Annotated in this window: 21 protein-coding genes; 16 read left to right on the top strand and 5 right to left on the bottom strand. The window is 60.3% G+C overall.

The features are described 5' to 3' along the window. Positions 1 to 256: 256 nt before the first annotated feature. The 16 genes from mraZ to lpxC all read left to right on the top strand — a co-directional run bounded on the left by mraZ (position 257) and on the right by lpxC (position 18,065). On the top strand, positions 257 to 712 hold the full coding sequence (gene mraZ / locus AB4P96_RS26955) for a division/cell wall cluster transcriptional repressor MraZ (protein ID WP_003171868.1): 456 nt from the start codon (positions 257 to 259) through the stop codon (positions 710 to 712). After that, positions 709 to 1,656: a 16S rRNA (cytosine(1402)-N(4))-methyltransferase RsmH gene (gene rsmH / locus AB4P96_RS26950; RefSeq protein WP_017138192.1), complete on the top strand. Its 948-nt coding sequence runs from the start codon at positions 709 to 711 to the stop codon at positions 1,654 to 1,656. The genes mraZ and rsmH overlap by 4 nt, the downstream gene beginning before the upstream one ends. Beyond that, positions 1,653 to 1,946 carry a cell division protein FtsL gene (ftsL, locus tag AB4P96_RS26945; RefSeq protein WP_003216203.1) on the top strand — a complete coding sequence of 98 codons (294 nt, stop codon included), beginning with the start codon at positions 1,653 to 1,655 and terminating at the stop codon, positions 1,944 to 1,946. The genes rsmH and ftsL overlap by 4 nt, the downstream gene beginning before the upstream one ends. Then, positions 1,946 to 3,688: a penicillin-binding protein 2 gene (locus AB4P96_RS26940; protein WP_169986985.1), complete on the top strand. Its 1,743-nt coding sequence runs from the start codon at positions 1,946 to 1,948 to the stop codon at positions 3,686 to 3,688. Before ftsL ends, AB4P96_RS26940 begins: the two co-directional genes overlap by 1 nt. Next, entirely contained in the window at positions 3,688 to 5,151 is a 1,464-nt protein-coding gene (locus tag AB4P96_RS26935; RefSeq protein ID WP_017138190.1) for a UDP-N-acetylmuramoyl-L-alanyl-D-glutamate--2,6-diaminopimelate ligase, read from the top strand. Before AB4P96_RS26940 ends, AB4P96_RS26935 begins: the two co-directional genes overlap by 1 nt. Then, positions 5,144 to 6,514: a UDP-N-acetylmuramoyl-tripeptide--D-alanyl-D-alanine ligase gene (gene murF / locus AB4P96_RS26930; protein ID WP_017138189.1), complete on the top strand. Its 1,371-nt coding sequence runs from the start codon at positions 5,144 to 5,146 to the stop codon at positions 6,512 to 6,514. Before AB4P96_RS26935 ends, murF begins: the two co-directional genes overlap by 8 nt. Beyond that, positions 6,514 to 7,596, top strand: coding sequence for a phospho-N-acetylmuramoyl-pentapeptide-transferase (mraY, locus tag AB4P96_RS26925; RefSeq protein WP_017138188.1), 1,083 nt, complete (start codon positions 6,514 to 6,516; stop codon positions 7,594 to 7,596). The genes murF and mraY overlap by 1 nt, the downstream gene beginning before the upstream one ends. A gap of 6 nt (positions 7,597 to 7,602) precedes the next feature. Next, a complete protein-coding gene (gene murD, locus AB4P96_RS26920) occupies positions 7,603 to 8,949 on the top strand; it encodes a UDP-N-acetylmuramoyl-L-alanine--D-glutamate ligase (protein WP_017138187.1) in 1,347 nt (448 codons plus the stop codon). After that, the gene (gene ftsW / locus AB4P96_RS26915; protein ID WP_020372698.1) at positions 8,946 to 10,163 is read left to right on the top strand and encodes a putative lipid II flippase FtsW; all 1,218 of its coding nucleotides are present in this window, start codon (positions 8,946 to 8,948) and stop codon (positions 10,161 to 10,163) included. Before murD ends, ftsW begins: the two co-directional genes overlap by 4 nt. Further along, positions 10,153 to 11,223 (top strand): undecaprenyldiphospho-muramoylpentapeptide beta-N-acetylglucosaminyltransferase, encoded by a 1,071-nt coding sequence (gene murG, locus AB4P96_RS26910; RefSeq protein ID WP_395600306.1) that lies wholly within the window; start codon positions 10,153 to 10,155, stop codon positions 11,221 to 11,223. Before ftsW ends, murG begins: the two co-directional genes overlap by 11 nt. Further along, positions 11,216 to 12,661 (top strand): UDP-N-acetylmuramate--L-alanine ligase, encoded by a 1,446-nt coding sequence (murC, locus tag AB4P96_RS26905; protein WP_017138184.1) that lies wholly within the window; start codon positions 11,216 to 11,218, stop codon positions 12,659 to 12,661. The genes murG and murC overlap by 8 nt, the downstream gene beginning before the upstream one ends. Then, positions 12,658 to 13,614, top strand: a complete 957-nt coding sequence (locus AB4P96_RS26900) for a D-alanine--D-alanine ligase (RefSeq protein ID WP_017138183.1) — start codon at positions 12,658 to 12,660, stop codon at positions 13,612 to 13,614. Before murC ends, AB4P96_RS26900 begins: the two co-directional genes overlap by 4 nt. Before the next feature lie 4 nt (positions 13,615 to 13,618). Next, the gene (locus AB4P96_RS26895) at positions 13,619 to 14,488 is read left to right on the top strand and encodes a cell division protein FtsQ/DivIB (RefSeq protein WP_017138182.1); all 870 of its coding nucleotides are present in this window, start codon (positions 13,619 to 13,621) and stop codon (positions 14,486 to 14,488) included. Positions 14,489 to 14,503: 15 nt separating this feature from the next. Then, complete coding sequence (gene ftsA / locus AB4P96_RS26890; protein ID WP_017138181.1) at positions 14,504 to 15,769, top strand: cell division protein FtsA; 1,266 nt, start codon at positions 14,504 to 14,506, stop codon at positions 15,767 to 15,769. Between the two features lie 66 nt (positions 15,770 to 15,835). After that, positions 15,836 to 17,041, top strand: coding sequence for a cell division protein FtsZ (ftsZ, locus tag AB4P96_RS26885; protein ID WP_017138180.1), 1,206 nt, complete (start codon positions 15,836 to 15,838; stop codon positions 17,039 to 17,041). Between the two features lie 112 nt (positions 17,042 to 17,153). Continuing rightward, the gene (lpxC, locus tag AB4P96_RS26880) at positions 17,154 to 18,065 is read left to right on the top strand and encodes a UDP-3-O-acyl-N-acetylglucosamine deacetylase (RefSeq protein ID WP_003171886.1); all 912 of its coding nucleotides are present in this window, start codon (positions 17,154 to 17,156) and stop codon (positions 18,063 to 18,065) included. Between the two features lie 104 nt (positions 18,066 to 18,169). On the opposite strand, the gene AB4P96_RS26875 is transcribed toward lpxC, so the two are convergent. From AB4P96_RS26875 to AB4P96_RS26855, 5 genes are all read right to left on the bottom strand, one after another. Continuing rightward, positions 18,170 to 19,339 carry an IS4 family transposase gene (locus AB4P96_RS26875; protein ID WP_099549335.1) on the bottom strand — a complete coding sequence of 390 codons (1,170 nt, stop codon included), beginning with the start codon at positions 19,337 to 19,339 and terminating at the stop codon, positions 18,170 to 18,172. Positions 19,340 to 19,458: 119 nt separating this feature from the next. Next, complete coding sequence (locus AB4P96_RS26870) at positions 19,459 to 20,949, bottom strand: diguanylate cyclase (protein WP_026013783.1); 1,491 nt, start codon at positions 20,947 to 20,949, stop codon at positions 19,459 to 19,461. A 187-nt stretch (positions 20,950 to 21,136) separates the two neighbouring features. Further along, positions 21,137 to 22,459, bottom strand: a complete 1,323-nt coding sequence (locus AB4P96_RS26865; protein ID WP_395600305.1) for an OprD family porin — start codon at positions 22,457 to 22,459, stop codon at positions 21,137 to 21,139. A 432-nt stretch (positions 22,460 to 22,891) separates the two neighbouring features. Beyond that, positions 22,892 to 24,256, bottom strand: coding sequence for a heavy metal sensor histidine kinase (locus AB4P96_RS26860; protein ID WP_099548413.1), 1,365 nt, complete (start codon positions 24,254 to 24,256; stop codon positions 22,892 to 22,894). Next, entirely contained in the window at positions 24,246 to 24,923 is a 678-nt protein-coding gene (locus tag AB4P96_RS26855; RefSeq protein WP_236460321.1) for a heavy metal response regulator transcription factor, read from the bottom strand. Before AB4P96_RS26855 ends, AB4P96_RS26860 begins: the two co-directional genes overlap by 11 nt. Positions 24,924 to 24,933: the final 10 nt, after the last annotated feature.

The following is a 24,933-nucleotide window of genomic DNA, read 5'->3' as shown; positions in this document are numbered from 1 at the left end:
AAATCTTACTCTTAATAAATTACTTTAACTTTAAGCCGTAGCTCCATGAGCTATTTGCGGTTGCTGAGTCAAAAACATCGCCAAACTCGCGTTTCTCCTCCTTTTACGTTCCTAAATCTCCGTTCTGTAAGGCTTTTCCTTGAATCCGCGCCTTGACGGTGTGGTGGGCGCATTCCTATAGTGTGCGCAAGTGGCGGAAAGTGGCACAAAGTGGGTTTTTTGAACGTAAAACGCTAAAATTTGGAGAAACGCATCTGTGTTTCGCGGAGCTAACGCTATCAGTCTCGATGCAAAAGGCCGTCTCGCCATGCCGAGCCGGTATCGTGACGAGCTCATTTCGCGAAGTTCAGGCCAGTTAATCATCACGATTGACGCCGTTGACCCTTGTTTGTGTGTTTACCCCCTCGATGAGTGGGAGTTGATCGAAACCAAGTTGCGCGCTCTGCCTTCATTGCGTGAAGAAAACCGCCGCCTGCAGCGTCTGCTGATCGGTAATGCCGTCGACCTTGAACTCGATGGCAGTGGTCGTTTCCTAGTGCCGCCGCGCTTGCGCGAGTACGCCAAGCTGGATAAGCGCGCAATGCTGGTGGGCCAACTGAACAAGTTCCAATTGTGGGACGAAGATGCCTGGGATGCTGTTTCTGCAGCAGACCTGGCTGCTATTCAACAACCGGGCGCTATGCCTGATGAACTGCGTGATTTGATCCTGTGACTATTGATAGCGGCTTTAACCACATCACCGTACTGCTTGACGAAGCCGTTGAGGCTCTCGCCGTACGCGCGGATGGCTGCTATGTGGATGGCACCTTCGGCAGGGGCGGGCACAGCCGGTTGATACTCAGCCAGCTCGGCTCCGACGGTAAACTCCTCGGGTTCGACAAAGACCCTCAAGCGATTGCCACCGGGCAAGCGCTAGCGGCCGAAGACGGCCGCTTTGTCGTTGTGCAGCGCAGCTTTGCCGAGCTGGGTGCCGAAGTCGCCGAGCGCGGCATGGCAGGTAAGGTAGCCGGGGTTTTGCTCGACTTGGGCGTATCTTCGCCACAGCTTGACGACCCCGAGCGCGGCTTCAGTTTCATGAACGACGGCCCTCTCGACATGCGCATGGACCCGACTCGTGGCATCAGCGCTGCGCAGTTCATCGCCACTGCGCCCCATGAAGAAATTACCCGCGTGTTCAAGGAATACGGCGAAGAACGCTTCGCCGGCCGCATGGCCCGTGCCGTGGTTGAGCGCCGTGAAATCCAGCCGTTCGAGCGCACCGCCGACCTGGCTGAAGTGCTCAAGGTCGCAAACCCTGCGTGGGAAAAGGGCAAGAACCCGGCAACCCGTGCGTTCCAGGGTTTGCGCATTCACGTCAATAACGAACTGGGCGATCTGGAAGCCGGCCTCGAAGCCGCACTGGATGCCTTGGAAGTGGGTGGTCGCCTGGTGGTGATCAGCTTCCACTCCCTGGAAGACCGCATCGTCAAACTGTTCATGCGTCGTCTGGTCAAGGGCGAGTCCGATAACCTGCCGCGCAACCTGCCGGTGCGTTTCGAAGCCTTTGTGCCGAAAATCAAAATCCATGGCAAAGCGCAGTTCGCCTCCGAAGCCGAACTCAAGGCCAACCCACGTTCCCGTAGCGCCGTTATGCGCGTCGCGGAGAAGCTGCGGTGAGCAAGCTTTTCGCCAAGCCCCTCCCGGGCGGCAGCTTCTTTATGTTGCTGTTGTTTGTCGGCGTGCTGGTGTCCGCAATTGCGGTGTCTTACAGCGCCCACTACAACCGTCAATTGCTTAACACCCTGTACGGGGAATTGAGCGTGCGTGACAAAGCGCAGGCGGAATGGGGCCGGTTGATCCTTGAGCAAAGCACCTGGACGGCCCATAGCCGTATCGAAGTGCTGGCCACCGAACAGCTGAAAATGCACATTCCTGGTGCGGCCGAAGTGCGGATGGTGGCGCCATGATGAAACTTGAAGGTGCACTTTACCCGTGGCGCTTTCGCCTGATGCTCGGCATCTTGGCTTTGATGGCCGGCGCGATTGCATGGCGGATTATCGACCTGCAAGTGATCGACCGCGACTTCCTGATCGGCGAGGGTAATGCCCGTAGCCTGCGGCATATCCCGATTCCTGCGCACCGCGGCCTGATCACCGACCGTAACGGCGAGCCTCTGGCCGTGAGTACGCCGGTGACCACCCTGTGGGCCAATGCCAAGGAGCTGCAAACCGCCAAGGACAAATGGCCTGAGCTGGCTGCCGCGCTGGGCCAGGACCCTAAAGCCTTGAGCGAGCGTCTGGAAGCCCAGGCCAACAAGGAATTCATCTATCTGGTGCGTGGGCTGACGCCTGAGCAGGGCCAGCAAGTGCTCGACCTTAAAGTCCCCGGTGTCTATGGCATCGAGGAGTTTCGTCGTTTCTACCCGGCGGGTGAAACCACCGCGCATATGGTTGGCTTTACCGACATTGATGACCACGGCCGTGAAGGTGTGGAGCTGGCCTACGACGAATGGCTGGCCGGCGTGCCCGGCAAACGGCAGGTCATCAAGGATCGACGCGGCAGACTGATTAAAGATGTCCAGGTGACCAAAAACGCCAAGGCCGGTAAGCCCTTGGCGTTGTCGATTGACCTGCGCCTGCAGTACCTGGCCAACCGCGAGCTGCGTAACGCGATCATCGAGAACGGCGCCAAGGCCGGTAGCCTGGTGATCATGGACGTCAAGACCGGCGAGATCCTCGCCATGGTCAACCAGCCGACCTACAACCCGAACAACCGTCGCAACCTGCAACCGGCGATGATGCGTAACCGCGCCATGATCGACGTGTTCGAGCCGGGTTCGACCATGAAAGCCATTTCCATGAGTGCCGCACTGGAAACCGGGCGCTGGAAGCCGAGCGACAAGGTCGAGGTTTACCCAGGCACCTTGCAGTTGGGCAAATACACCATTCGTGACGTGTCCCGCAGCGAAGGGCCGGTGTTGGATTTGACAGGTATCCTGATCAACTCCAGTAACGTCGGCATGAGTAAGGTCGCCTTCGATATCGGCGGCGAAACCATCTATCACCTGGCGCAAAAAATCGGCTTGGGCCAACCCACCGGCCTGGATTTCCCAGGCGAGCGCGTGGGCAACCTGCCGAACTACCGCGACTGGAAAAAAGCCGAGACTGCCACGCTCTCCTACGGCTACGGCCTGTCGGTAACCGCGATCCAGCTGGCCCATGCTTTCTCTGTATTGGCCAATAATGGCCGTATGGTTCCACTGAGCTTGATCCACGTCGACGAAGCGCCGAAAGCCACTCAGGTAATCCCGGAAAAAGTCGCCAAGACCATACAAGGCATGCTGCAACAAGTGATCGAAGCCCCGCGCGGTGTGTTCCGGGCACAGGTGCCGGCTTATCACGTGGCCGGCAAGTCCGGTACTGCACGTAAAACCTCGGTCGGCACCAAGGGCTACGCCGAAAACTCTTACCGCTCGCTGTTCGCCGGCTTCGGTCCGATGAGCGATCCGCGCTACGCCATCGTCGTAGTGATTGATGAACCGAGCAAGGCCGGCTACTTCGGTGGCCTGGTGTCGGCTCCGGTATTCAGCAAAGTGATGTCCGGCACCCTGCGCCTGATGAATATCACGCCGGACAACCTGCCGCCGACTCAACAAGCGAACGCAGGACCACCGGCCGCAGCTGTCAAAGCCAATGGAGGGCGCGGCTGATGTCTCTTAGCCTGAACAAGATTTTTGCCCACGCCGGACGCGATCTGCTGATTCGTGAATTGAGCCTGGACAGCCGTAATGTACGCGCCGGTGATCTGTTCCTGGCGGTGCCCGGCGGCAAGCTCGATGGCCGTGCACATATCGCCGATGCCCTGCAACGAGGCGCGGCCGCCGTGGCTTATGAAGTGGAAGGCGCCACCGTGCTGCCGATCACCGACGTGCCCTTGATTCCGGTCAAGGGCCTGGCCGCGCAACTGTCGGACATCGCCGGGCGTTTTTATGGTGACCCGAGCCGTCAGTTGAACCTGATCGGTGTGACTGGCACCAACGGCAAGACCAGCGTGACCCAATTGGTTGCGCAGGCACTCGACCTGCTGGGCCAGCATTGCGGCATTGTCGGCACCCTGGGCACGGGTTTTTACGGTGCGCTGCAAAGCGGCCTGCACACCACGCCGAACCCGATCGCCGTGCAAGCGACCCTGGCCGACCTGAAAAAGGCCGGTGCCAAGGCAGTTGCCATGGAAGTGTCATCCCACGGTCTGGACCAGGGCCGTGTGACTGCCTTGGCGTTTGACGTGGCGGTGATGACCAACCTGTCTCGCGACCACCTCGACTACCACGGCACCATGGAGGCGTACGCCGCCGCCAAGGCCAAGCTGTTCGCCTGGAATGACCTGAAGTGCCGGGTGGTAAACCTGGATGACGCATTCGGTCGCCAACTGGCTGCCGAAGACAGCGAAGCACGCCTGATCACCTACAGCCTGGAAGATTCCAGCGCGTATCTGTATTGCCGTGAAGCCCAATTTAATGACGAAGGCGTGCTCGCCACGCTGGTCACGCCCCAGGGCGAACACCACTTGCGCAGCACCTTGCTTGGGCGTTTCAACCTGAGCAACGTGCTCGCGGCTGTTGGCGCATTGCTTGGCCTGGATTACGCCCTGGACGAAATCCTGCGCGTGCTGCCCAAACTCGAAGGCCCGGCCGGCCGTATGCAGCGTTTGGGTGGCGGCTCTCAGCCACTGGTGGTGGTCGATTACGCCCACACTCCGGACGCGCTGGAAAAAGTCCTCGAAGCCCTGCGCCCACACGCCAAGGGCAAATTGCTCTGCCTGTTCGGCTGCGGCGGTGACCGTGATCGCGGCAAGCGCCCGCTGATGGCTGAAATCGTCGAGCGCCTGGCCGATGGCGTGCTCGTGACCGACGACAACCCACGCAGCGAAGACCCGAACCAGATTTTCGACGACATCCGTGTCGGCTTTAAAGACGCCACCAAGGCCACCTTCGTTGCCGGTCGCGGCGCCGCCATTGCCCAGCTGATCGCCAGCGCCAGTGCTGAGGACGTGGTGGTACTGGCTGGTAAAGGTCACGAGGACTACCAGGAAATCAACGGCGAACGCCATGCCTTCTCCGATCTGGTCGAGGCTGATCACGCCCTGACTGCCTGGGAGGTCGCCCATGCTTAAAGCGATGAAGTTCAGCGAACTGACCCAGGCCTTGTCGGCCCGCGTAGTGTCGAGCGATTGCAGCTTCGACGGCGTCAGTATCGACAGTCGCAACATCAAGCCGGGGCAGCTGTTTATTGCACTGGCCGGCCCGCGTTTCGATGGGCACGACTACCTGAACGAAGTAGCCGCCAAAGGTGCCGTGGGTGCCTTGGTGCAGCGTGAAGTCACGGACTCGACGCTGCCGCAATTGCTGGTCGCCGATACCCGCCTGGCCCTCGGGCTGTTGGGCGCGCTGAACCGCGCCGCATTTGATAAGCCCGTTGCCGCCATCACTGGCTCCAGCGGCAAAACCACGGTCAAGGAACTGCTTGCCGGCGTGCTGCGCACACGCGGGCCGGTGCTCGCCACCCGTGGCAACCTGAACAATGATTTCGGCGCTCCATTGACCCTGCTCGAACTGGCCCCGGAACACACGGCGGCGGTAATCGAGCTGGGCGCTTCGCGCGTCGGCGAAATTGCTTACACCGTGGCGCTGACCAAGCCTCACGTGGCAATTATCAACAATGCGGGCACCGCCCACGTGGGCGAGTTCGGTGGCCCGGAAAAAATCGTCGAAGCCAAGGGCGAAATCCTCGAAGGCCTTGATGCCTCGGGCACCGCAGTATTGAACCTTGACGACAAGGCCTTCGAGACCTGGCGTGTGCGCGCCGCCGGTCGCAAGGTGCTGACGTTTGCCGTGCTCAACGCGGCGGCTGATTTCCACGCAGCCGACATCACCGTCGACGCCCGTGGTTGCCCGTCCTTCACCTTGCACACACCGCAAGGCAGCGAGCACGTGCAACTGAACCTGCTGGGCAACCATAACGTCGCCAATGCCTTGGCCGCCGCCGCTGCCGCCTCCGCCCTGGGCGTATCGCTGTTCGGTATCGCTACCGGCCTGGGCGCGGTGCAGCCGGTCAAAGGCCGCACCGTGGCACAACTGGCGACCAATGGCATGCGTGTGATTGATGACACCTACAACGCCAACCAGTCCTCCGTCTGCGCCGCTATTGACCTGCTTAAAAGCTTCGCCGGGCGCAAGGTGCTGGTGCTGGGCGATATCGCCGAATTGGGCGACTGGGCCGAGCAGTCCCACCGTGAAGTCGGCGCCTACGCGAGCGGTAAAGTCGACGCGCTTTACGCCGTTGGCCCGAACATGGCCCACGCCGTTGACGCCTTCGGCCTCGGTGCGCGGCATTTCGCTACCCAGGCCGAGCTGATCCAGGCACTGGTGGCGGCTGAACACGACAAACACACAACCATTTTGATCAAGGGATCGCGCAGCGCGGTGATGGAAAACGTCGTCGCGGCCTTGTGTGGCTCAAGTACGGAGAAACATTAATGCTGCTGCTGCTGGCTGAGTATCTGCAACAGTTCCACAAAGGCTTCGCGGTCTTTCAGTACCTGACCCTGCGCGGGATCCTGGGTGTGCTGACTGCGCTGTCTTTGTCGCTGTTCCTGGGGCCGTGGATGATCCGCACCCTGCAGAACCTGCAAATTGGTCAATCGGTTCGTAATGACGGCCCGCAGTCGCACCTGTCCAAATCCGGCACCCCGACCATGGGCGGTGCGCTGATCCTGTCTTCCATCGGTATCAGCACCTTGCTGTGGGCCGACCTGCATAACCGCTACGTGTGGACGGTGCTGCTGGTGACCCTGTTGTTCGGCGCGATCGGCTGGGTCGATGACTACCGCAAAGTGATCGAGAAAAACTCCAAGGGTTTGCCCAGCCGCTGGAAGTACTTCTGGCAGTCGGTGTTTGGCCTTGGCGCTGCGATCTTCCTGTACATGACCGCGCCAAGCGCCGTCGAAACCACCTTGATCATTCCGATGCTCAAGGACGCCAGCATTCCACTGGGCGTTGGCTTTGTGGTGCTGACCTACTTTGTGATCGTCGGCTCCAGCAACGCGGTGAACCTGACTGATGGCCTCGACGGTCTGGCAATCATGCCGACCGTGATGGTCGGCGGTGCGCTCGGTATCTTCTGCTACCTGTCGGGTAACGTGAAATTCGCTGAATACCTGCTGATCCCGTATGTGCCGGGCGCAGGTGAGTTGATCGTGTTCTGCGGCGCGCTGATCGGTGCCGGCCTGGGCTTCCTGTGGTTCAACACCTATCCCGCACAAGTCTTCATGGGCGACGTCGGCGCGCTGGCGCTGGGCGCAGCCTTGGGCACCATCGCGGTGATCGTCCGCCAGGAAATCGTGTTGTTCATCATGGGCGGTGTGTTCGTGATGGAAACCCTGTCGGTGGTCATCCAGGTGGCCTCCTTCAAATTGACCGGGCGCCGCGTGTTCCGCATGGCGCCGATTCATCACCACTTTGAACTCAAGGGCTGGCCCGAGCCGCGTGTGATTGTCCGTTTCTGGATCATCACCGTGATTCTGGTACTGGTCGGCCTTGCCACCCTGAAACTGAGGTAGAAACGAGTGTCCCTGATCGCTTCAGACCACTTCCGCATCGTTGTCGGCCTCGGCAAGAGCGGCATGTCCCTGGTTCGCTTCCTCGCGAACCGGGGCACGTCGTTTGCCGTGGCCGACACGCGGGAAAATCCACCGGAGCTGGTCACGCTGCGCCGTGACTACCCGCACGTGGAAGTGCGTTGTGGCGAGCTGGATGTCGAGTTTCTGTGCCGCGCCGATGAGCTCTACGTGAGCCCCGGCCTGGCCCTGGCGACACCGGCCCTGCAAGCGGCAGCGGCGCGTGGCGTGAAGCTGTCCGGCGACATCGACCTGTTTGCGCGCTATGCGAAGGCACCGATCGTGGCCATCAGCGGCTCCAACGCGAAAAGCACCGTGACCACCCTGGTCGGCGAGATGGCGGCTGCGGCCGGCAAGCGCGTGGCCGTGGGCGGTAACCTCGGCACGCCAGCGCTGGACCTGCTCAGCGACGACATCGAGTTGTACGTGATGGAACTGTCGAGCTTCCAGCTCGAAACCACCCACGATCTGGGGGCTGAAGTCGCCACCGTGTTGAACGTGAGTGAAGACCACATGGACCGCTACAGCGGCCTGCCGGCGTACCACCTGGCCAAGCACCGGATTTTCCGTGGTGCCAGGCAATTTGTGGTCAACCGCCAAGATGCCCTGAGCCGTCCGCTGATGGGCGAAGGCATGCCCTGCTGGACCTTTGGCCTGGGCAAACCGGATTTCAAAGCCTTCGGCATTCGCGAAGAGAACGGCGAGAAATACCTGGCTTTCGAATTCCAGAACCTGATGCCGGTACGTGAATTGAAAATCCGTGGCGCGCACAACCAATCCAATGCATTGGCGGCCCTGGCGTTGGGTCACGCCGTCGGCCTGCCATTTGATGCGATGCTGTCGAGCCTGCGCACCTTCGGCGGCCTCGAGCATCGCTGCCAGTGGGTACGCGACCTCAATGGCGTGAGCTACTACAACGATTCCAAGGCCACCAACGTGGGTGCCGCACTGGCTGCCATCGAAGGGCTCGGCGCTGATATCGACGGCAAGCTTGTGCTGATCGCCGGTGGCGACGGCAAGGGTGCCGACTTCAAAGACCTTAAAGGCCCGGTGGCTGCACATTGCCGCGCCGTGGTGCTGATCGGCCGTGACGCGGACTTGATCGCCGCCGCGTTGGGCGACGCGGTACCGCAGGTACGCGCCACCTCGCTGGACGATGCGATTGCCCAATGCAAGGCCCTGGCCCAGCCGGGGGATGCGGTGTTGCTGTCGCCGGCGTGCGCCAGTTTCGACATGTTCAAGAACTACGAAGAGCGCGGCCAGCTGTTCGCTCGCGCCGTGGAGGCCTTGGCATGAATTTCAGAAATATCATCAAGCCGTACCCATCGCCGATCATCACCGGTCGCGGTATCGACCTCGACTTCCCAATGCTCGCCGGCTGCCTGGCGCTGCTGGGTCTGGGGTTGGTCATGATCACTTCGGCGTCCTCGGAAGTGGCCGCAGTGCAGTCGGGCAACACCCTGTACATGATGATCCGTCACCTGGTGTACCTGGTGATCGGTCTCGGCGCCTGCATCGTCACCATGATGATCCCCATCGCTACCTGGCAGCGCCTGGGTTGGCTGATGCTGATCGGCGCGTTTGGTTTGTTGATCATGGTGATCCTGCCCGGCATCGGCCGTGAGGTGAACGGTTCGATGCGCTGGATCGGCTTCGGCGCGTTTAACGTGCAGCCGTCGGAAATCGCCAAGGTGTTCGTGGTGATCTACCTCGCCGGTTACCTGGTCCGTCGCCAGAAAGAAGTACGCGAAAGCTGGATGGGCTTCTTCAAGCCGTTCATCGTGCTGCTGCCCATGGCTGGCCTGTTGCTGATGGAGCCCGACTTCGGTGCCACCGTCGTAATGATGGGCGCGGCGGCGGCGATGCTGTTTCTCGGCGGTGTGGGCTTGTTCCGGTTCGCCATGATGGTGGTGCTGGCGGTGGTCGCGGTTTACCTGCTGGTGGAAGCACAACCGTACCGTATGGCGCGCCTGATTACCTTTACCGACCCCTGGTCCGATCAGTTCGGCTCCGGCTACCAGTTGACCCAGGCGCTGATCGCCTTTGGTCGCGGCGGATGGCTGGGTGTTGGGCTGGGCAATAGCGTGCAGAAGCAGTTTTACCTGCCGGAAGCGCATACCGACTTCGTGTTCTCCGTGCTGGCCGAAGAACTCGGTGCCGTGGGTTCCCTGTGCACCGTTGCACTGTTCATGTTCGTCTGCGTACGGGCGCTTTACATCGGTCTTTGGGCCGAGAAAGCCAAGCAGTTTTTCGCAGCTTATGTCGCCTACGGCTTGGCGTTTTTGTGGATTGGTCAGGTGCTGATCAACATCGGGGTAAACATCGGTCGCTTGCCGACCAAGGGTTTGACCCTGCCGTTTCTCAGCTACGGCGGCAGCTCGTTGGTTATCTGCTGCGTGTGCCTGGGCTTGCTGCTGCGCATCGAGTGGGAGAGTCGCACCCACCTGGGCAGCGAAGAGATGGAATTCAGCGAGAGCGATTTTGCCGAGGAGCCGGACCATGGGCGCTAACGTGCTGATCATGGCAGGCGGCACCGGGGGCCATGTGTTCCCGGCCCTGGCTTGCGCGCGCGAATTCCAGAACCGTGGCTACACCGTGCATTGGCTCGGTACGCCACGTGGCATCGAAAACGAATTGGTCCCGAATGTCGGCTTGCCGCTGCACTTGATCAACGTCACTGGCTTGCGTGGCAAGGGCAAGTTGTCCCTGCTCAAGGCGCCGTTCGTGTTGCTCAAGGCGGTGTGGCAGGCGCGCAAAGTGATTCGTGAGTTGAAGCCGGTGTGCGTGCTGGGGTTTGGTGGTTATGTGACTGGCCCTGGTGGTGTTGCCGCCAAGCTCGCCGGCGTACCGGTGATCGTGCACGAACAGAACGCCGTTGCCGGCACTGCCAACCGCCTGTTGGTGCCGTTGGCCAGCCGAGTGTGCGAGGCGTTCCCGAAGACCTTTGGCGCCTCGGACAAGTTGCGTACCACCGGCAACCCGGTGCGCACCGAACTGTTCATGGCCATTGCCCGTCAGGCGCTGGAGGGCCGTAAGCCACACTTGCTGATCCTGGGCGGAAGCCTGGGCGCGGAGCCGTTGAACAAATTGCTGCCCGAAGCCTTGGCGCTGCTGCCCGTGGACCTGCGTCCCGAAGTGTTCCACCAGGCCGGTAAAAACCACGATGAAATCACCGCTGCCCGCTATCGCGAGGCCGGTGTCGAGGCGAACGTACAGCCTTTCATCAAAGACATGGCCCATGCCTATGGCTGGGCCGACCTGGTGGTCTGTCGCGCTGGTGCGCTGACCGTCAGTGAACTGGCCGCCGCCGGTCTGCCGTCCTTGCTGGTGCCTTTGCCCCACGCCATCGACGATCACCAGACCCGCAACGCCGAATATTTGGCCGGGGAGGGCGCTGCCTTCCTGCTGCCGCAAAGAACGACTGGCGCCGCCGATTTGGCCGCACGCCTGACCGAGGTTTTGATGCAACCGGAACGACTCAACAGCATGGCGAGCACCGCAAGCCGCCTGGCTAAACCTGACGCAACCCGCACCGTGGTCGATATCTGCCTGGAGGTGGCCCATGGTTGAGAATCAGAAAGCCATGCCGCAGCCCGAAATGCGCCGCATCCGTCGTATCCACTTCGTCGGCATCGGCGGCGTGGGCATGTGCGGGATTGCCGAAGTACTGCTGAACCTGGGTTATCAGGTATCCGGCTCGGACTTGAAAGAGTCGCCGGTGACCGATCGCCTGAAAACCTTCGGCGCACAGATCTTTATCGGCCACCGCGCCGAGAACGCCGCCGAGGCTGACGTGCTGGTAGTGTCCAGCGCCGTGAACACCTCCAACCCGGAAGTGGCCACCGCCCTTGAGCGCCGTATTCCAGTGGTGCCACGCGCCGAGATGCTGGCCGAGCTGATGCGCTATCGCCACGGTATCGCCGTGGCCGGTACACACGGCAAAACCACCACCACCAGCCTGATCGCCTCGGTGTTCGCCGCCGGTGGCCTGGACCCGACCTTCGTGATTGGTGGCCGCCTGAATGCAGCCGGCACCAATGCCCAGCTCGGCACCAGCCGTTACCTGATCGCCGAAGCCGATGAAAGTGATGCGAGCTTCCTGCACCTGCAGCCGCTGGTCGCTGTGGTGACCAACATCGACGAAGACCACATGGCCACCTACGACGGTGACTTCAACAAGTTGAAGAAAACCTTCGTCGAGTTCCTGCACAACCTGCCGTTCTACGGTTTGGCCGTGGTGTGCCTGGACGATCCGGTGGTGCGTGAGATCCTGCCATCGGTCAAACGCCCAACCGTGACCTACGGCTTCAGCGAAGACGCCGACGTGCGCGCGATCAATGTGCGCCAGGAAGGCATGCAAACCTTCTTCACCGTGCTGCGCCCTGACCGCGAGCCGTTGGACGTATCGGTGAACATGCCGGGCAACCACAACGTATTGAACTCGCTGGCGACCATTTGCATTGCTTCCGATGAAGGCGTCAGCGATGAAGCCATCGTCGAAGGCCTGTCGCGTTTTGCCGGTGTCGGCCGGCGCTTCCAGGTCTACGGTCAACTGCCGGTAGAAGGCGGCGACGTGATGCTGGTGGACGACTACGGTCACCACCCAACTGAAGTTGCAGCCGTTATTAAAGCCGTGCGCGGTGGCTGGCCGGAGCGCCGTCTGGTGATGGTTTACCAGCCGCATCGCTACAGCCGCACCCGCGACCTGTACGACGACTTTGTGAATGTATTGGCCGATGCCAACGTGCTGCTGCTGATGGAAGTCTACCCGGCCGGTGAAGAGCCGATTCCGGGCGCCGACAGCCGCAAGCTGTGCAACAGCATCCGACAGCGTGGCCAGTTGGACCCGATCTACATCGAGCGCGGTGTGGACCTGGCGCCGATCGTCAAGCCGCTGCTGCGTGCCGGTGACATCCTGCTGTGCCAGGGCGCCGGTGATATCGGTGGCCTTGCGCCCAAGCTGCTCGCCAGCCCGCTGTTTGCGGCTGCAAAGGGGAAGTCGAAATGATCACGCATTACGACACCCTGTTCTCGACCATCACGCCTGCCGACTTCGGCCGCGTAGCGGTATTGTTCGGCGGCAAGAGCGCTGAGCGCGAAGTCTCGCTCAAGTCCGGCAATGCCGTACTGGAAGCGCTGCAAAGCGCCGGCGTAAACGCATTCGGTATCGATGTGGGCGATGATTTCCTTGCCCGCTTGCAGGCCGAGAAGATCGACCGTGCCTTCATCATTCTGCACGGCCGTGGCGGTGAAGACGGCAGCATGCAAGGCTTGCTCGAGTGCGCTGGCATCCCTTACACCGGCAGCGGAATCCTCGCTTCGGCACTGGCCATGGACAAGTTGCGCACCAAGCAGGTGTGGCACAGCCTGGGTATTCCAACCCCACGTCACAGCGTGCTGTGCAGCGAAGACGATTGTATTTCTGCAGCCAAGGAACTGGGCCTGCCTTTGATCGTCAAACCTGCCCATGAAGGCTCAAGTATCGGCATGGCCAAAGTGAACTCGGCCGCCGAATTGATCGACGCATGGAAAGCGGCAAGTACCTATGATTCGCAAGTGTTGGTGGAACAGTGGATCCAGGGTCCCGAGTACACCATCGCCACCCTGCGTGGCCAGGTATTGCCACCTATCGCATTGGGCACGCCCCACACCTTTTACGACTACGACGCCAAGTACGTGGCTTCCGATACTCAGTACCGGATCCCGTGTGGCCTCGACGCAACCAAGGAACAGGAATTGATGGACCTCACGGCGAAAGCCTGTGAGGCACTGGGTATCGCCGGTTGGGCGCGGGCAGACGTGATGCAGGATGACCAAGGGAATTTCTGGTTCCTTGAAGTCAACACCGCTCCCGGCATGACCGATCACAGCCTGGTACCTATGGCAGCCCGTGCTGCCGGTCTGGACTTCCAGCAGTTAGTGCTGGCGATCCTGGCCGCAAGCATTGAGCCAAGAGGCTAACCCCATGAACGGCGCATCGCTTCGTCATCAGCAACCTCCAGTGCCCAGCCGCAAGCCGGTGCCTCGAGGTGCCAGCCGAATGGTGGCTAAAGAGCCGATGTCGGCGCGCCTGCCGAAAGCCAACTTTGGTTTTCTTAAAGCGCTGTTCTGGCCGGTGTTGCTGGTGGCGTTGGGCTTCGGTACTTACGAGGGCGCACAACGCCTGTTGCCGTATGCCGACCGGCCGATCACCAAGATCAGCGTGCAGGGCGACTTGAGCTACATCAGCCAGCAAGCGGTACAGCAGCGCATCGGCCCGTACCTGGCGGCGAGCTTCTTTACCATCGACCTGGCCGGTATGCGCGCAGAACTGGAACAGATGCCGTGGATCGCTCACGCCGAAGTCCGCCGTGTATGGCCGGACCAGGTGACGATCCGCCTGGAAGAACAACTGCCCGTGGCCCGTTGGGGCGATGGCGCACTGTTGAACAACCAGGGCCAGGCGTTCGCGCCGCGTGAGGTGGCCAACTATGAGCACCTGCCGCAGTTGTTCGGGCCACAGCGGGCGCAGCAGCAAGTGATGCAGCAGTACCAGGCGCTGAGCCAGATGCTGCGGCCACTGGGTTTCTCCATCGCACGCCTGGAATTGCGTGAGCGGGGCAGCTGGTTTTTGACCACCGGGGCAGGCAGTTCCGGCCCGGGCATCGAGTTGTTGCTGGGACGCGACCGCTTGGTGGAAAAGATGCGCCGCTTTATTGCCATCTACGACAAGACCTTGAAAGAACAGATTACGAACATTGCGAGCGTCGACCTGCGTTACGCCAACGGCCTGGCCGTCGGCTGGCGTGAACCAGCTGCGCCGACGACAGCCAAACCCGCTGTCGCGAAGAATTAAGAAGAGGCAGGACCCATGGCAAACGTGCAAAGCGGAAAAATGATCGTCGGTCTCGATATCGGCACCTCCAAGGTGGTGGCGCTGGTCGGCGAGGTCGGGGAAGACGGTGTGATCGAAATCGTCGGTATCGGCACGCATCCGTCCCGGGGCCTGAAGAAGGGCGTGGTGGTGAACATCGAGTCCACCGTGCAGTCGATCCAGCGCGCCATTGAAGAAGCGCAGCTGATGGCCGGTTGCCGGATTCACTCGGCGTTCGTCGGCGTGGCCGGCAACCATATCCGTAGCCTGAACTCCCACGGCATCGTGGCGATCCGTGATCGTGAAGTCAGCTCGGCCGACCTTGAACGCGTACTCGACGCCGCCCAGGCCGTGGCGATCCCGGCTGACCAGCGCGTGCTGCACACCTTGCCGCAGGACTACGTGATCGATAACCAGGAAGGCGTGCGTGAGCCGCTGGGCATGTCGGGCGTGCGCCTGGAAGCCAAGGTTCACGTGGTGACCTGTGCCGTCAACGCCGCACAGAACATTGAAAAATGCGTGCGCCGCTGCGGCCTGGAAATCGACGACATCATTCTTGAGCAGTTGGCCTCGGCCTACTCAGTACTCACCGACGACGAAAAAGAGCTGGGCGTGTGCCTGGTCGACATCGGCGGTGGCACCACCGACATCGCGATCTTCACCGAAGGTGCGATCCGTCACACCGCCGTGATCCCGATTGCGGGCGACCAGGTCACCAACGACATCGCCATGGCGCTGCGTACACCGACCCAGTACGCCGAAGAAATCAAGATCCGCTACGCCTGCGCCCTGGCCAAACTGGCCGGTGCCGGTGAAACCATCAAGGTGCCGAGCGTGGGCGACCGTCCACCGCGCGAACTGTCGCGCCAGGCCCTGGCCGAAGTGGTCGAACCACGCTACGACGAGCTGTTCACCCTGATCCAGGCTGAGCTGCGCCGCAGCGGCTACGAAGATTTGATCCCGGCCGGCATCGTGCTGACCGGTGGCACCTCGAAGATGGAAGGCGCGGTCGAACTGGCCGAGGAAATCTTCCATATGCCAGTGCGCCTGGGCGTGCCCCATGGCGTCAAAGGCCTGGGCGACGTAGTGCGCAACCCGATTTATTCCACCGGCGTGGGCTTGCTGTTGTACGGGCTGCAAAAGCAGACCGACGGCATTTCCCTGTCGGGCCCGAGCATCCGTGACAGCTACCGTGGCGGCGACGATGAAGCCAAAGCGCCGTTGTTCGAGCGGTTGCAGGCTTGGGTAAAAGGCAATTTCTAAAGATTTACCGCAACACCGCAGTAAGTAGTAGGCGAAAAAACTAGAGAAAACGAAAGGAGAGGGAACATGTTCGAACTCGTAGACAACATCCCCGCAAGCCCGGTTATCAAAGTAATCGGTGTTGGCGGTGGCGGCGGCAACGCTGTCAATCACATGGTCAAGAGCAACATTGAAGGCGTTGAATTCATCTGCGCCAACACTGATGCCCAGGCGCTGAAAAGCATCGGCGCGCGGACCATCCTGCAATTGGGCACAGCCGTGACCAAGGGCCTCGGCGCTGGCGCCAACCCGGAAGTCGGCCGTCAAGCCGCGCTGGAAGACCGCGAGCGTATTGCGGAAGTGCTGCAAGGCACCAACATGGTGTTCATCACCACCGGCATGGGCGGCGGTACCGGTACCGGTGCTGCTCCGATCATTGCCGAAGTGGCCAAGGAAATGGGGATTCTGACCGTTGCTGTCGTGACGCGTCCGTTCCCGTTCGAAGGTCGCAAGCGCATGCAGATCGCCGACGAAGGTATCCGTCTGCTGTCTGAAAGCGTCGACTCGTTGATCACCATCCCCAACGAGAAGCTGCTGACCATCCTGGGCAAGGACGCAAGCCTGCTGTCCGCATTCGCCAAGGCTGACGATGTACTGGCCGGTGCCGTTCGCGGTATCTCCGACATCATCAAGCGCCCAGGCATGATCAACGTCGACTTTGCCGACGTGCGTACCGTGATGAGCGAAATGGGCATGGCGATGATGGGCACTGGCTGCGCCAGCGGTCCGAACCGTGCACGCGAAGCCACTGAAGCGGCGATCCGCAACCCGTTGCTCGAAGACGTGAACCTGCAAGGTGCACGCGGCATCCTGGTGAACATCACCGCCGGCCCTGACCTGTCCCTGGGTGAGTACTCCGACGTGGGTAGCATCATCGAAGCCTTCGCTTCCGAGCACGCGATGGTCAAAGTCGGTACCGTTATCGACCCGGACATGCGCGACGAACTGCACGTGACCGTGGTTGCCACCGGCCTGGGCGCAAAAATCGAGAAGCCTGTAAAGGTCATCGACAATACCGTTCACACCGGCCACAACAGCCACGCCAGCCAGCAAGCTGCCGCTCCAGCGCCTGCGCGCCAGGAACTGCCGTCTGTGAACTATCGTGACCTGGACCGTCCGACCGTGATGCGCAACCAGGCTCAGGCCGGTGCTGCGGCGTCCCGTAGCCCGAATCCGCAAGATGACCTGGACTACCTGGACATCCCGGCATTCTTGCGTCGTCAGGCCGATTAATGGAATGTATCAGGGCTATGAAGGTGATTGGTGTTCAGCAAAGGTCTGGTCTGTTATTATCGCCAGCCTTTGTTGATACCAGTTCGCAATTTGCGCTGAAGCGGTCCAAGCCATGATTAAACAACGCACCCTGAAGAATATTATCCGTGCCACAGGTGTAGGTCTGCACTCCGGGGAGAAGGTATACCTGACCCTCAAGCCCGCACCTGTCGACACCGGCATCGTGTTTGTTCGTGCCGACCTGGACCCTGTGGTGCAGATTCCTGCTCGCGCGGAAAATGTTGGCGAAACCACGATGTCGACCACGTTGGTCAACGGTGACGTCAAAGTGGACACGGTGGAGCACTTGCTCTCGGCCATGGCTGGCCTGGGCATCGATAACGCCTACGTCGAGCTCTCCGCGTCCGAAGTCCCCATCATGGATGGCAGCGCTGGACCCTTCGTATTCTTGATTCAATCTGCCGGCCTGGAAGAACAGGACGCAGCCAAGAAGTTCATTCGCATTCTGCGGGAAGTGACAGTAGAAGACGGCGACAAGCGCGCCACCTTCGTCCCGTTCGAAGGCTTTAAAGTGAGCTTTGAGATCGATTTCGATCACCCGGTATTCCGTGACCGCACCCAAAGTGCAAGCGTGGATTTTTCCAGCACTTCGTTCGTAAAAGAAGTCAGCCGCGCCCGTACCTTTGGTTTCATGAGTGACATCGAGTACCTGCGCAAGCACAACCTCGCACTCGGCGGCAGCGTTGAAAACGCCATTGTGGTCGACGCGGATGGTGTACTGAACGAAGACGGCCTTCGCTATGAAGACGAATTCGTGAAGCACAAGATCCTCGATGCAATCGGTGACCTCTACCTGCTGGGCAATAGCCTGATAGGCGAGTTCAAAGGCTTCAAGTCGGGCCACGCCCTTAACAACCAGCTGCTGCGCAAGTTGATTGAGCAGACAGACGCTTGGGAAGTCGTGACCTTCGAAGATGCCAGCACCGCACCGATCTCTTACATGCGTCCCGTTGCGGCGGTGTAAGTAACAACTCTCTTTCTTTAGTTTTGAAAGGCCACCTTCGGGTGGCCTTTTTTTTATGCCGATCGTTCCCACGCGGAGCGTCACTAGTGTCCGGTAAACATGTTTCATAGCTGAAGGCTGCCTTGGGCAGCCTTCAGCTTTTCTCGCTCCTGCCTTCGTCGATCCCTCAATTCTGGCGTCGCGGGCCGTTCGTGCAGGACATGAGATATGCGAACCGTCAGCTCAAACAACGAACCGGTAAATTCTGAGCGACGATGGTAAAGGTGCAATAACAAGTAGCTGATCAAGGCACTGTAAATCTGCAGACGCACGGCGTTTTCAGAGAATGCGTAGAAGCGTTTGAGTTTCAGATGTTGCTTGACCCACTTGAAAAACAGCTCGATCTTCCAGCGATCTTTATACAATCCCGCGATTTCTTCGGCTGATCTTACGAAGTCATTGGTCACCAGGATTAACGGCGTGGCATGTCCCTCGCGTTCTACCACCACGCGTCTTGCCGGCGTTTCTCGGTAGTCATTAAGACGCTTGCCGCCTAGATGCTTTTTTCCGAACAGGATGACTTCGTCGGTCATGACGGGGCTTTGCTCGGCTGCGATCGAGTGCTTGTGCAGCACTTTGATATTGGCGTTTTTTTTCAGGCGGGTGACGAAAAAGGCTCCTTTGGTCTGCAACTGGTGCCACCAGTTGTAATCGCAATATCCCTTGTCAAAGACATACGTCATGCCGACCTGAATCGGCATTTCCAGCGCATCGCTCAGGTCGTTGACGTTGGCAGGAGTGATGTTGACGTACACCGGGGCCAACTGCGCCAAATCTAGTCCGACATGTACTTTCAGGCCCTGCGTGATGCGGGTTTTCGTGGAGGCTGTCCAGTCATCAAAGTGAGGTCCGCGCAAAGTGATTGACGTGGAATCAAGCAGGCTAATCATGGCACCGACTTCTTTGCGCTGTTGGCGGCTGATGCCGCTCAACAGCAATTGGCAAAGATCCTGGAATGGCCGGTAGTTTCGCTTGTTCAAAGCATCTGACAGGGTCGATCGGGCGACGGGCCCCGCTTTAAGATGGTAACTATGCGGACTTAGCGTTTCGGAAAAAGTGGCCAAGGACCGCAGGCTTAAGGCTTGGGTTATATGGCCGCTGACCAGTGTCACCAGCAATTGCCAGCTCGTGCAGCGTTTGACGTAGCGATCAGCCTGGTGCTTTTCGGTGGATTGCCGAAAGAACTGGCGCGGGATCGCACTGAGTAGGTGGGCTAAACGGGTACTGGTAAACATGGGTCAAAATCGAGTCTGAAAAATCCGATTATGACTGACAGTCGCGAACAACAAGGGGGAGCAAGCTCCCCCTTTGGTTTTTACCGGACACTAGTGACGCGGAGCGTGGGAACGATCACCTAGCGGGCCGCAGCCTCCACAATGCGGTTGCGCCCGGTGTGCTTGGCCTCATACAGCGCCTGATCAGCATTGAGCAGCAAGTCCTCAAGTGCCATGCGGCTGCGCTTTTGCCAGGTGCTCATGCCGATACTCACTGTAATAGGCCCGTCGGCACCGGCCACCCGTGGCAAATGCTCGACGCTGCTGCGGATATGTTCGGCAATCAACCAGGCACCCTTGGCGTCGGTATGTGGCAGCACCACTGCAAACTCTTCGCCACCGTAGCGCGCTGCCAGGTCAGCCGGGCGGCGGATGTTGTCTTCGATCACTTGGGCAACCGCGCGCAATGCTTCATCGCCGCCGTGATGGCCATGCAGGTCGTTGAAGGCCTTGAAGTGATCCACGTCGATCATCAGCAGGCTCAGCGGCTCGGTTGAGCGTTGTGCGCGGTCCCATTCCAGGCGCAGGCGCTGGTCCAGGGTACGGCGGTTGGCAAGGCCGGTGAGGGCGTCGGTGGCTGCCAGTTCTGACAGCACTTGTTCGGCACGATGACGGCGACGCAGCTCCTTGCTCAGCATCCAGGTCAGCCACAGCAGGCCGATGCACAACACGCCCGTTGCTATGCTGACCAGCCACGCGGCACGCCGCCATGGGGCAAAGATTTCATCGCTGGACAACGCCACCGCGACAATTAAGGGCAAGCTGCCCACATTCGAGAAACTATAGAGCCGTGGCTGGTTGTCGACGCTGGAGACGCCCCGAAAGCTGCCGTCGCGTTCACGCAGCATACGCGCGACATTGGGCCGCTGGCTCAAGTCCTTGTCGATCATGTCCACTTCCAGCAGCGGTTGTTGCGCCAGCAGGATGCCTTGGTGGTTGATCAGGTTGATGGTGCCGTTGCTTCCGATGTTCAGGCCGCTGAACAACTGTTGGAAGTACGACAGGCGCATCGAGGCCACCGCCACGCCCAGGAAGCGCCCGTCCGGCGATGACACGCGGCGGCTGAATGCGATGCGCCACTGGTCATCACACACGCAACGGGCCAGGAATGGGCGGCTGATATACAGCCCCAGGTCGGGGTTTTTGCGGTGTGCCTGAAAATAATCGCGATCAGCGAAGTTGCCGGTCTTGGGTGTGAGCAGCGAGGAGTCGGCGATTACTTCACCACTGGGGTCCAGCAACAGAATGTCGCCCTTGAAGGGTGCAGCGGCAGAGCGATCGAACAGCACCAGATGGCGGATACTGGCGGACACACCCTGCAGGTCGCTGCGTTCGGTGGCGGCGATCAGGCCCTTGAGGGCCATGTCATAGAGTTCGACGTTACGCAGCACATCGGCGTCGATCAGTTGGGTGATGTTATTGGCGGTGCGCTTGGCGGTCTGCAAGGTGTTGGCATGTTCGCGAATCAGCAGCGCGGTGACGATCGCCACGATCACAAAGACCGTGAGGCAACTGCCCAGGATCAGCAAGCGTTCCGGGCGAGGGGTGGGTCGGTAGAGACTTGGGCTCATCGGGCGTACTTCTGCTTCGAGGATGCCAATAGCGTAGTAGGCAATCGCAGGTTTGGTGGGAGCTGGCTTGCCTGCGATGCAGACACCTCGGTACATCTATAACACCGCAGCGATGCTATCGCAGGCAAGCCAGCTCCCACACAATCCAGCTCCCACATCAGCTATTCATCGTCTGGCAGATTTATGCCTAAAACACGTTGATCGGGTAATCCACAATCACGCGGTATTCATCCACATCCCGGTCCACCGCCGAGTAGCCATTGCCACCGCGGTTGGTTGCCCATTGCAGGCGCACGGCCAGGTCCTTGGCTTTGCCGCCTTGCACCACGTACTTCACGTCGATGTCGCGTTCCCAGTGCTTGGCGTCTTTGCCGTCGGCGCTGTACCAGGCGCTGTAGCCGCGGCTGTTGGGGTCGACCTTGGTCAGGTCGGTCTTGCCGCTGATATACGACACGGCGGACGTCAGCCCGGGCATGCCGAGACCTGCAAAGTCGTAGGCGTACTTGAGCTTCCACGAGCGCTCGTTGGGGCCGTTGAAGTCCGAGTATTGCTGGGAATTGTCCAGGTACACGCTGTCGCCCTGGGTGATGTAGTCGAACGGCGTGTTGCCGTTGACCCGCTGGTACGCGGCAGTGACGCTGTGGTGACCAACACCTACGGTGAAATGCAGGCTGTAAGTGTTGTTGTCGATGCTGCCGAGCAACGACTGGCCGGTGTCCTGGGTGTGGTAGTAGTGCAGGCCTGGGTTGAGGCTGACAAGATCGTTCAGCGCGTAGGTGTAGTCCAGGTCGTAGTAGTACTGGTGCCATACATCCTTGAGTTCGGAGGCGTACAGGTTGCTGGTCAGGCCCGGGACGCCGCTGAAGGACACACCGGCCCAGTTCAGGTGTTGGCTGTCGGCGTTGGCGGGCAGGGTGCCGTAGCTGGTGCCGATGCGTCGGTGGCCGCTCTGGTTGTAGAGTTTGGTAAAGCTGGCCTGGCCGCCTTCGAACATCCAGCCGTCGAAGCTGTGGTTGGCCAGGCTCACACCCCGGAACGTCTGCGGCAACATGCGGGTCATGCCGCCGGCGATCACCGGGTTGTTGAGGAACAGGTCGCCGGCTTTGAGTTCGGTGTCGAAGGCACGCATTTTCAAAGTGCCGCCCGCGGTGGAGAACGAGCCAGGCGCTTTGCCGTTGCCGCTGCCGTAAGGGAGGATGCTGGAACCGTCAGTGCCACCGCCGCCGTCGAGCTTGAGGCCGAGCATGGCATTGAGGTCCAGGCCAAAGCCGACGGTGCCTTGGGTGTAGCCGGATTCGAATGTGCCGATGAAACCCTGGCCCCATTCTTTGCTGTCATCGGTGTGAGTGTCGCGGCGGTCGCGGTTCATGTAGTAGTTGCGGGTGTTGATCTTCAGGTTTGAGCCTTCGACGAAACCGTCAGCGGGGGTCGAGTCTGCCGCGTGGGCAAGGGGGACGATCGTTGCTGCAATCGCGAGGAATAACGGGGTGAACGTCAGCGAGTTCTTCACCGGTTTAGCTCCTTTGGTCAATCGAAAACGGCCAATGTCGTGGGGGTGTGCCTGGCCTTTTTTTACGGCAAAAAAAAGCCGCTGAAGTCAGCGGCTTTAAACAGATTCCCAGTGTAGAGCCCTGGAAATAAGTCGAGGGAAATTCGGGTGAGCGGGAAGCTGCCTTGCCGTCGCGCTCATCGGTGCGTCAAAGTAACGCAGGTGAGCGGTGCGATATAGAGTGTAACAAGATAATGACTGTTGCCCAAACCGCAACAGTCAGACCTTTGAGATCCAGTGGGGAAGCTGGCTATGTGGGATCTGGCTTGTGTGGGAGCTGGCTTGCCTGCGGTGCAGACACCTCGGTACATCTGCATCACCGCAGCGATGCTATCGCAGGCAAGCCAGCTCCCACACAAGCCCGCCCACACTGGATCGATGTGTTCTGGTGAGTCAGACCGGCAAGGTAATGCCAAAAGTATTGCCACCGCCCTCACTGCGCACAAACACATCACCGCCGTGCATCAATGCAATCGCCTTGACGATCGCCAGCCCCAGCCCATGATTTGCGCCGCTGTTACTGCGCGACGCGTCCACCCGGTAGAAGCGTTCAAACAAGCGCGGCAAATGCTCACGGGCGATCTCATCGCCGGGGTTGGTCACCCCGATCGCCACCCACTGCTCCTGCACCTCAATGCTCACTTCGATAATCTGCCCCGGCGCAGTGTGCTGCACCGCATTGCTCAGCAGGTTGATCAGCGCGCGGCGCAGGTGGGCTTTTTCGATGTGCACCAAGGCATCTCCGTGTACGCGCACTTTGACTTGGGCGTCTTCGAGGATGAAGTCCAGGTAGTCGAGGGTGGTGGCGACTTCATCGGCCAGGGAGCTTTCGATCAGTTTGGTGGCCTTGCTGCCCTGGTCGGCGCTGGCCAGGAACAGCATGTCATTAATGATCGAACGCAGGCGTTCCAGCTCTTCGAGGTTCGATTGCAGCACCTCGAAGTAATGCTCGGCCGAACGACCACGGGTGAGCGCCACTTGGGTCTGGCCGATCAGGTTGGTCAGCGGCGAGCGCAGTTCGTGGGCCACATCGGCATTGAACGACTCCAGGCGCGAATACGCCTGTTCCACCCGATCCAGCGTGGAGTTGAACGAGTTGACGAACTGGCTCAGCTCCGGCGGCAAGGGCGACAACTGCAGGCGCCCGGAGAGTTTGGGCGGTGCGAGTTTTTGCGCTTCATCCGAAAGTTTGCCCAGCGGCTTGAGGCCGATACGCGAGACCCAAAAACCCAACAGTGCAGCCAGCGCCACACCGACACAGGCCAGGCCGATCAAGGCCATCAACAGATGGTGCTGAGTGGCGCGGAAATTCTCGGTGTCGATGGCGATCATAAAACGCAGCGGTGGGCGTTGATCCTTGGCCGCGAACTGGCTGAGCAACACCTTGAACGGGTATTCATGCCCAGGCAGGCGCAAGTCGCGTTTGCCGGTCGGCCCTTGGGCGAATGCGCGGATCTGCGCGTCGGGGTTGCCGTATTCGTAGCTCGGGTCGCTGCTCACCACCCAGAAGCGAATGCGCGGGTCTTCTTCGCCGAGCAACTTCAACTTGGCGGTGATTTTTGCCCAGTGGTCCGGTGTGCCGAAGCGGTTTACCGAGGATTCCAGCACGCTGTAGCGCGCATCCAGTTCGGCGCCCGGCAACAAGCCCAGGCCGCGATCCACTTGCTGGTACAGCGCGCCGCCGATCAACACAAAAATCAGCAGCGCCACCAAGGTGAACATGCCGCTCAGGCGCAGGGCGATGGAGTTAGCCGACACTTCTGCTCTCCAGCACATAACCCATGCCACGAATGGTGTGCAGCAACTTGTGTTCGAACGGCCCGTCGAGCTTGGCGCGCAGGCGCTTGATCGCCACTTCCACCACATTGGCGTCGCTGTCGAAATTGATGTCCCAGACCATTTCCGCAATCGCGGTCTTGGACAGGATTTCACCCTGGCGCCGTGCCAATACGCTGAGCAGCGAGAACTCTTTGGCGGTCAGGTCCAGGCGCAGGCCGTTGCGGCTGGCCTTGCGGCTGATCAGGTCGATCCACAGGTCGGCCACGGTGACTTGCACCGGCTCATGCCCGCCGCTGCGGCGGGTCAGCGCTTGCAGGCGCGCCACCAGTTCGAGGAACGAAAACGGTTTGCCCAAATAATCATCGGCGCCTTCACGCAAGCCACGGATGCGGTCTTCCACACGCTCGCGAGCGGTGAGCATGATCACCGGCGTCTGCTTGCGTGCCCGCAGTGCGCGCAACACCCCAAAGCCGTCGAGGCCGGGCAGCATCACGTCGAGTACGATCACCGCGTAATCGTTCTCCAGCGCCAGGTGCAAGCCCTCGATGCCTTCGCGCGCCACATCGACGGTGTAGCCTTGCTCCGTCAGGCCGCGGTGCAGGTAGTCCGCGGTTTTCTCTTCATCTTCAATAATCAGGACGCGCATGACCCCGCCT

It is taken from the genome of Pseudomonas sp. B19125, assembly GCF_044218855.1.
GTDB classification, from domain to species: domain Bacteria; phylum Pseudomonadota; class Gammaproteobacteria; order Pseudomonadales; family Pseudomonadaceae; genus Aquipseudomonas; species Aquipseudomonas edaphica.
Note: the sequence above shows the minus strand (reverse complement) of the source record. Positions and strands in the feature narration are given on the sequence as shown.

Excerpts from the sequence above, each read along its gene's own strand:
- AB4P96_RS26940 (WP_169986985.1), top strand. The coding sequence starts at position 1,946 with ATGAAACTTGAAGGTGCACTTTACCCGTGGCGCTTTCGCCTGATGCTC.
- AB4P96_RS26935 (WP_017138190.1), top strand. The coding sequence starts at position 3,688 with ATGTCTCTTAGCCTGAACAAGATTTTTGCCCACGCCGGACGCGATCTG.
- murF (WP_017138189.1), top strand. The coding sequence starts at position 5,144 with ATGCTTAAAGCGATGAAGTTCAGCGAACTGACCCAGGCCTTGTCGGCC.
- mraY (WP_017138188.1), top strand. The coding sequence starts at position 6,514 with ATGCTGCTGCTGCTGGCTGAGTATCTGCAACAGTTCCACAAAGGCTTC.
- ftsW (WP_020372698.1), top strand. The coding sequence starts at position 8,946 with ATGAATTTCAGAAATATCATCAAGCCGTACCCATCGCCGATCATCACC.
- murG (WP_395600306.1), top strand. The coding sequence starts at position 10,153 with ATGGGCGCTAACGTGCTGATCATGGCAGGCGGCACCGGGGGCCATGTG.
- murC (WP_017138184.1), top strand. The coding sequence starts at position 11,216 with ATGGTTGAGAATCAGAAAGCCATGCCGCAGCCCGAAATGCGCCGCATC.
- AB4P96_RS26900 (WP_017138183.1), top strand. The coding sequence starts at position 12,658 with ATGATCACGCATTACGACACCCTGTTCTCGACCATCACGCCTGCCGAC.
- AB4P96_RS26895 (WP_017138182.1), top strand. The coding sequence starts at position 13,619 with ATGAACGGCGCATCGCTTCGTCATCAGCAACCTCCAGTGCCCAGCCGC.
- ftsA (WP_017138181.1), top strand. The coding sequence starts at position 14,504 with ATGGCAAACGTGCAAAGCGGAAAAATGATCGTCGGTCTCGATATCGGC.
- ftsZ (WP_017138180.1), top strand. The coding sequence starts at position 15,836 with ATGTTCGAACTCGTAGACAACATCCCCGCAAGCCCGGTTATCAAAGTA.
- lpxC (WP_003171886.1), top strand. The coding sequence starts at position 17,154 with ATGATTAAACAACGCACCCTGAAGAATATTATCCGTGCCACAGGTGTA.
- AB4P96_RS26875 (WP_099549335.1), bottom strand. The coding sequence starts at position 19,339 with ATGTTTACCAGTACCCGTTTAGCCCACCTACTCAGTGCGATCCCGCGC.
- AB4P96_RS26870 (WP_026013783.1), bottom strand. The coding sequence starts at position 20,949 with ATGAGCCCAAGTCTCTACCGACCCACCCCTCGCCCGGAACGCTTGCTG.
- AB4P96_RS26855 (WP_236460321.1), bottom strand. The coding sequence starts at position 24,923 with ATGCGCGTCCTGATTATTGAAGATGAAGAGAAAACCGCGGACTACCTG.